Origin of the sequence: Paraburkholderia sediminicola (assembly GCF_046027825.1) — a bacterium.
GTDB classification, from domain to species: Bacteria; Pseudomonadota; Gammaproteobacteria; order Burkholderiales; family Burkholderiaceae; genus Paraburkholderia; species Paraburkholderia sediminicola_D.
Map to the genome: position 1 here is coordinate 21,273 of NZ_JAQQDU010000107.1, position 6,495 is coordinate 27,767.

Annotated in this window: 8 protein-coding genes; 4 read left to right on the plus strand and 4 right to left on the minus strand. The window is 60.6% G+C overall.

The genetic code is table 11. The features are described from left to right. The first annotated feature begins 117 nt into the window (after positions 1-117). Together PQQ96_RS35805 and PQQ96_RS35810 are read left to right on the plus strand one after the other, a co-directional pair. On the plus strand, positions 118-1,545 hold the full coding sequence (locus PQQ96_RS35805; protein ID WP_408301248.1) for a DUF1254 domain-containing protein: 1,428 nt from the start codon (positions 118-120) through the stop codon (positions 1,543-1,545). A 109-nt stretch (positions 1,546-1,654) separates the two neighbouring features. Next, positions 1,655-2,302 carry a glutathione S-transferase family protein gene (locus tag PQQ96_RS35810; RefSeq protein WP_408301250.1) on the plus strand — a complete coding sequence of 216 codons (648 nt, stop codon included), beginning with the start codon at positions 1,655-1,657 and terminating at the stop codon, positions 2,300-2,302. A 65-nt stretch (positions 2,303-2,367) separates the two neighbouring features. Here PQQ96_RS35810 and PQQ96_RS35815 read toward each other — a convergent pair whose 3' ends face one another. Beyond that, positions 2,368-3,150 (minus strand): phytochelatin synthase family protein, encoded by a 783-nt coding sequence (locus tag PQQ96_RS35815; RefSeq protein WP_408301262.1) that lies wholly within the window; start codon positions 3,148-3,150, stop codon positions 2,368-2,370. Here PQQ96_RS35815 and PQQ96_RS35820 point away from each other — a divergent pair. After that, positions 3,095-3,328 carry a hypothetical protein gene (locus PQQ96_RS35820; protein WP_408301264.1) on the plus strand — a complete coding sequence of 78 codons (234 nt, stop codon included), beginning with the start codon at positions 3,095-3,097 and terminating at the stop codon, positions 3,326-3,328. The genes PQQ96_RS35815 and PQQ96_RS35820 overlap by 56 nt on opposite strands. A 145-nt stretch (positions 3,329-3,473) precedes the next feature. Then, a complete protein-coding gene (locus PQQ96_RS35825) occupies positions 3,474-3,764 on the plus strand; it encodes a DUF1289 domain-containing protein (protein ID WP_408301252.1) in 291 nt (96 codons plus the stop codon). Positions 3,765-3,788: 24 nt separating this feature from the next. On the opposite strand, the gene PQQ96_RS35830 is transcribed toward PQQ96_RS35825, so the two are convergent. From PQQ96_RS35830 to PQQ96_RS35840, 3 genes are all read right to left on the minus strand, one after another. Further along, a complete protein-coding gene (locus PQQ96_RS35830; protein ID WP_408301253.1) occupies positions 3,789-4,949 on the minus strand; it encodes a diguanylate cyclase domain-containing protein in 1,161 nt (386 codons plus the stop codon). Further along, positions 4,909-5,715, minus strand: a complete 807-nt coding sequence (locus PQQ96_RS35835; RefSeq protein ID WP_408301255.1) for a hypothetical protein — start codon at positions 5,713-5,715, stop codon at positions 4,909-4,911. The genes PQQ96_RS35830 and PQQ96_RS35835 overlap by 41 nt, the downstream gene beginning before the upstream one ends. Before the next feature lie 399 nt (positions 5,716-6,114). Continuing rightward, on the minus strand, positions 6,115-6,459 hold the full coding sequence (locus PQQ96_RS35840; RefSeq protein WP_408301257.1) for a cupredoxin domain-containing protein: 345 nt from the start codon (positions 6,457-6,459) through the stop codon (positions 6,115-6,117). Positions 6,460-6,495: the final 36 nt, after the last annotated feature.

Consider the following 6,495-nt stretch of genomic DNA (forward strand, 5'->3'; position numbering starts at 1 on the left):
ACACCAGGCTTAGGCAAGCTGCGGCGTCCAGCGCGTTTCTCAACGCGTCCGGATAGCTGTTGCCTGTGTTGTCCCAATCACGCCGCCGTCATGGACGGCTCATTCGCGAAGGTCGCAATGTACAGAAAACGAACAATCGCTGCCGCGCTTCTCGCTGTCGTCCTGACAGCCTGCAATACGGCGCCCACTACCCACGACTTCTCGCAGGCGCCCGTCGCGCCGGTGAGCGCCAGCACCGCCGATATCCGCTCGATTGCCAAAGACGCGTATATCTACGGGACACCGATGGTCGACTCGTATGCGGTGATGTATGCCTTTTCGGTGGATGCCACCAATCCGCAATACAAAGGCCCGTTCAATTCGATTCTGAACGTCTCACGCGTGTTCACGCCGGACGACACCGCGTTCGTGACCCCGAACTCCGATACGCCCTACTCGTTCGCCGGTCTCGATCTGCGTGCGGAGCCCGTGGTCATCACGGTCCCGCCGATGGATCCGAAACGCTACTTCGTGTTCCAGTTGATGGATCTGTACACCTTCAACTTTGCCTATATCGGCAGCCGCGCGACGGGCAACAAGGGCGGCACCTATCTGATCGCGGGACCGCGCTGGAACGGTCAGGCGCCAGGCGGTATCACGCAGGTGATCCGTTCGGAGACCGACCTCGTCAATGTGGTCGGACGCACGCAGATGTTCAATCCCGACGACCTGGACCAGGTCAAGCAGATTCAGGCGGGCTATAAAGTGCAGACGTTGTCGGCGTTCACAGGCAGTACGCCGGCGCCCGCCGCGCCACCGATCCAATGGATCAAACCGATTGCGCCGGCAACCGCGCGTACGTCGCTCGAATTTTTCAATCAGCTCGCGTTCGTGCTGCAGTTTGCGCCGGTCAATCCGAGCGAAGCCGCCTTGCGCAGCCGCTTTGCGCAGATCGGCGTCGTACCGGGCAAGCGCTTCGACGTGAATGCGCTGTCGGAAGAGCAGAAGGCAGCATTTAGCGCCGGCATGCAGGATGGTCAGAAGGCGATCGACGATAAACGCGCGACGCTAGGCGGCAAGACGGATACGCTCTTCGGCTCGCGCGACTATTTGCAGAATGACTACGTTGCGCGCGCTACCGGCACGGAGGTCGGGATTGGCGCGAACTCGCGCGAAGAAGCCTTGTATCCGGTGCTCGATAAAGATTCGACCGGGCAGCCGCTCGATGGCAGCAAGCATCGCTATGTTGTGCGGTTCCCTAAAGGGAAGTTGCCGCCTGTGAATGCGTTCTGGTCGGTGACTATGTATGCGCTGCCGAGCCAGTTGCTGGTGAAGAATCCGATCGATCGCTATCTGATCAATTCGCCTATGCTGCCGCAACTCAAGAAGGATCGCGATGGCGGCTTGACGATTTATATTCAGACTAACTCGCCTGGGAAAGCCAAGGAGGCTAACTGGCTGCCGGCGGCGGAAGGGCCATTCATGATCACCATGCGGTTTTACTGGCCCAAGGAGGCCTTGCTCGATGGGAAGTGGAACACACCCGTGGTTAAGCGCGTGAAATAGCGTTTGGGCCTGGCGTTGCCGATGGCGGCGCCGGTTCGGCGGGAACGTTTGACGCACGCTGTGCGCACGCCGGTGGTCGCAAGGCTGCGCGCAGCAACGGAGCACATGCATGGACTACCTTCTTTACTACTCGCCGGGCGCGGCCAGCATGGCCGTTCACTGGATGCTGCTGGAAATGGGCATCCCGTTCGACACCCATCTCGTCGACATCAATGTCGGCAATCAGCGCAACCCTGACTATCTACGGCTGAATCCCTCAGGCCGCGTGCCCACGCTGGTGGTCGACGGAACGCCCCGTCACGAGTCGGCTGCGTTGCTCATGCTGCTGGCCGAGCGGCATCCTGAAGCCGCCCTCGCTCCCAAGCCAGGTTCGGCTGACCGTGCGGCGTGGCTGGAGTTGATGATCTATCTGGCCAACACACTGCTGCCCGCCATGCGTGACTGGTTTTACGCGGACGTCGACGGCGATCCTGCCGGCGCCGAAGCAGTTCAGGCGCTTGCGCGACGCCGTATCGAAGAAGCGTGTGGTCTGCTCGACACCCATCTCGCTGACGGACGTGACTATCTGGTCGGGAGCAAGCTCAGCACTGCCGATTTCCTCGCGGTCATGCTGATGCGCTGGACACGCAATATGCCGCGCCCCGCACTCGGCTGGCCAAATCTCGCGCGTTATATCCGCGGGCTGCGTGCCCTGCCCTCGTTCATCGAATTGAATGCGCGAGAGGGACTCACCGAATGGCGCAACCAGGACCATTGATCCGCGCTCAACTGATTGGCTGCCGACGGTGGCCGACATGACATGGCAGCCGTGAAGCTCGTTAGTTAATTCGGTCGCGTGCCAACGATCACCATGCCGCGCGAAAGTCCACTCACGTTATCGACCGCCTGAGCCGCTGCATACAGTTGCGTGACCGGCACCCACACCGCCGGATATTTGTAGCGCGCAACATCGAGAAGCAGCGCGCTATCGCTCGCGGCGTCGTATGCGGCAAGCGGCGACCAGTGGCCGCCACCTGCTTCGCCTATCTCCACCCGCCTGAAGTTCAACAACGCAAAGCGGTGGCTGTGGCCCGTCGTGTCACGAATCAGATCGCGAAACTGACCGAGCGTCAGATCGCCGGCATGGAATTTCTTCACCTCGACAGGAAATGTGCTTAGGGCCGCGCTGAGCTGGTCGAGCGTCATGCCTTCTTTCGATACCTGCGCCGCGTTGGCCACCTGCGGATCGATTCTGCGAAAAAAATCCTCTTGCGAGAAGTACGGAAAATCCGGGTACTGCGTCGACTCGGGCCGGCGGATACCCAATGCATTGAGCGCCATCACCGAGGTCGCGACCGAACAGTAGGCTTCGTTGCGCTGCGTTTCGAAGTACTGCGAGAGCGGCCAGTACGACTGGTTATGCGCGCTAGCCATCAACCGCTTCTGACCTGCCGGTTGCGCCAATGCGACGAGGTTCGGCGGAACGGGCAGCGGCCCGTCGGCTGGGCGTGCCGCTGCCGATGCTGGGACTTGAAGCGAAGCTTGATGTGCAGTTTGATCGGCGGCTTGATTGGCAACCGGTGAAACTGGTGGAACGGGCGCACAGGCCGCCAGTGTTGCGACCACGCATGCGGCAAGCCACTCGAGCGGCTTCGACCTTCGCGCTGCACGAATCAAGGAGTATCTGGACATTGTCCTTACCGCAGAGGTTGAATTTCGAACCATTGCCTTCTCGCCGACGCCCTGGAAGAAGTCCCCTTGGGAGACGCGTCTTCGCCGCATCGGCGATGCTTCGAGTTTTTAACACGAAACAGATCGACGCGTGAGCTTACGCCCCGGGCGCATGCCTGTTCAGCCGCTTGATATACTCCCGCGGCATATTCTGGGCAGCGCGATCGAGCAGCCTCTCGACGTCGACCACAGCCAATTCAAGCAGACCGGATTCGAAAATGAGTGACTTAAAAAGCGCGGCGTATGGCGCAGGAGGCGACCTGATCTCGCCGGGCGCATCCGATCAAACTGACTCCAGCGGAACCGACGCGCCGGTCGCGACTGTTCCTTCACCTTGCATTGATATCTGCAAAATCGATGGAAATTCGGGTTTGTGCATCGGCTGCCTGCGCACACGCGACGAAATTCGCGGATGGAAACACATGACCGACGACCTGCGCCTCCAGCTTATCGATGAACTGACGCACCGCAAGGCAGAGCCAAAAACCGAGAAGGCGGAAACGCCGTAAAGCAGGCGTCATCAAGCGCATGGATCAATTCGCCTCCTCCACGAACGCATAACTGTTCTTGCCGCTGCGCTTGACCCGATACATCGCTTCATCGGCCGCGGCCACGAGGCGATGGTAATCATCGACGGGATCCGGGAAACTGGCGATGCCAATGCTCGCGCGAACGAGTCCGTTCCCCATTTCCTTGTCGGTCTGAACCACACAGGCGATGAGCCGCCGGGCGATTTCGCCCAGTTCTGCATTGGTCGAAAATTCCCGGACCAGAACGGCGAATTCGTCGCCGCCAATCCGGGCGACGACATCGGTTTTACGCACCGACACACGAAAGCGTTTCGAAACCGCGATCAGGAATTCATCACCGACGCGGTGGCCGAGTGAGTCATTGACCTGCTTGAATCCATCCAGATCGACATACAGCACGGCTATTTTGTGAGGCACGGCAATCGTGGACGACGCAGTCCCGGACGATTTTGTCGCCGCCTCTGCGAGCGTGGCAAACAGCATGCGCCGGTTCGGCAAGCCGGTCATCGCATCATGCAGCGCCGCGTGCTCGAATTCGTGCGACTGTCCCACCAGTTGGCGATTCCGTTTGGCGTACATCCCTAATGCGGTGATCAGCATGCAGAACAGTAACGCAGCCAACGCGATCAACGTGCGCGCGACGTGGGCGATTCGCATGCGTACGTCGGCGCTGACGGCGTCGCGCTGCGCGCGCCACCAGGCCGACACGGTGTCGAGTAAGGCATCCGTGTCGCGCAGATCGGCGTCGGGTGTGAGCAAGGATGGCGGCAGAGGTGGTGCCGCCGACGGGCTCGCATTCACCAGCGCCGCGAGTGACGTGAGGCGCTGGGCGAGTTCGGTCCGCGCATTCCGATACCCGGCGGCCCGGGTTGGCGTGGCGTCGGGCAGTTGCTGCCAGATGCCGACCAGACTGCGGGCGCTTTCCGCCCGTTCGACCGCGTCGAGAACGAGTCCTGCATATTCCTGCTTCAACTGATCGGAAAAGATCGTCCTGATCTGCTGCGCAAGATACAGAAGACCGATCAGGAGGCAAATCAGCGCGGCAGCGGCGATCACAGCCGGGCCCGGGCTGAAGCGGATCGCGCGGGTACGCCCACGAACAGCGCGCTGGGAACGCGTGCGCTCAGGGATGGGAATAGATGTCTTGCTGGCTTCCGGTGCCATGCTGACGATAGCTCACGCGACGAAAGAACGATCCCATCCGGGCGAACAGACTGCCCTTGTGCCGGGAATTTGCCGTGGAAGAAGATCGACGATCCTGCTGCGCGAGACGCGTGTCTCTGCCTGGCCGGTTTGACGCCAACTGCTGCGCTGCGGGATTCGAGGACGGCGCCGGGCGGTGAGTGGCAGGTGCAGAAGATGCGGCCATGGCAGGTGTTGCGTCGGCCACGTTAGTTTGACGGGTTGTCGGCGTCGAGCGCTGCGTAACCGGGCCGGACCAGGAGGCTTGTAGTCCGCCTTCTTCTCCATCGGGTTCTGCTGCTGCCTGCGTTCGTGCGGTTGCCGGCAAACCTGATGTGCCCACCGTAGTCTGCGTTCCTGTTGTCACCGGCGTGGCCGCGGTTGTTGCCTGCATGTCGGCTGCAGTTACCGCCGTTGCCGATGGCGGCGCTGCCGCTAAATTTCCCGCCCTTGGCGGTGCCATCGATTGCGCCAACACCACGCCGCCTAGAGGTACTGATGCAGCCGTCCCGAGCGCCTGGCGCGCGCCCGTCATCGCCTCGGCATACGCCTGCTGATCGTGGTTAAACCAGATGCCGTACGCGACCGTACCCACCACGCCAAAAGCTAGCGCGCCTGCCGCCGCGACGCACAGAGCAAGACGTCCGAATCGCGCGGGCGGTGCCGCAGCCGACGGCTCAGCGCCGCCGTCGAACCCTGCATCCGGACTTTCTACCGCAGATTTTGGCAAGTCGGTATCGTTGAGCATCGCAATACTCTCCGGAATCCCTACGTCTGACAGATCGAGATCGGCAAACTTTGTTCATACGTTTTAGCGCCGCTCGATCTGGAGTCGCGGGAAGAATTTATCCCACGCGTCGTGGCAGCGACAATACCGCAATGCTGCGCTTTAAACGCCAGCTTTGCGAGTCACCTTCGCGTCGATAAAACAGGTAAAAGATTCAACGCCGCGTATATTCACGGGCGATGCCGCGAGCCCCTGTAAGCCGCTTCCGAATTGGGCTGGTGGCGGCGCGATACGAGTGTGCGCCGCGGCTCTACGTCACGCAATAAACACGCCAATCCTGAACATGTTGACCTACGGGCACCGCTTAAAACGCGATGCACGTTCGATGGGGCGCATGGCGCCCCACATCGAATCCGGCACTTATTGCACGGTGATCGTCTCTCTCATATTCGGATGAATACCGCAAAACACCTTGTACACGCCCGGTTTGTCGAACTTGAACTGGTACGTGTCGTTCTGATCGAGCGCTGCGGAGCGAAACATGCCCGCATCGTTCACGACCGTATGCGGCTCGCCGTCGAGATTTTTCCACGTCACGGTCGAGCCAGCTTTCACCGTGAGCGCCATCGGCGAGAACATGAAGTTCTTGATGATCACGGTATTGGGCGTCTCTGCTCGCGCAACGGAAGATCCGGCCAGCGCGGCGATAAGCACCGAACGCCCAAGCAGCACAACGAGCGGGCGGCAAATATTTTTGGTTTGCATAACTGATCTCCTGAGGTCGAAGAATGCTGAAATTAA

Bases quoted from the DNA above. Each gene is read 5' to 3' on its own strand.
- PQQ96_RS35840 (WP_408301257.1), bottom strand. From the start codon at position 6,459: ATGCAAACCAAAAATATTTGCCGCCCGCTCGTTGTGCTGCTTGGGCGT.
- PQQ96_RS35830 (WP_408301253.1), bottom strand. From the start codon at position 4,949: ATGGCACCGGAAGCCAGCAAGACATCTATTCCCATCCCTGAGCGCACG.
- PQQ96_RS35835 (WP_408301255.1), bottom strand. From the start codon at position 5,715: ATGCTCAACGATACCGACTTGCCAAAATCTGCGGTAGAAAGTCCGGAT.
- PQQ96_RS35825 (WP_408301252.1), top strand. From the start codon at position 3,474: ATGAGTGACTTAAAAAGCGCGGCGTATGGCGCAGGAGGCGACCTGATC.
- PQQ96_RS35810 (WP_408301250.1), top strand. From the start codon at position 1,655: ATGGACTACCTTCTTTACTACTCGCCGGGCGCGGCCAGCATGGCCGTT.
- PQQ96_RS35805 (WP_408301248.1), top strand. From the start codon at position 118: ATGTACAGAAAACGAACAATCGCTGCCGCGCTTCTCGCTGTCGTCCTG.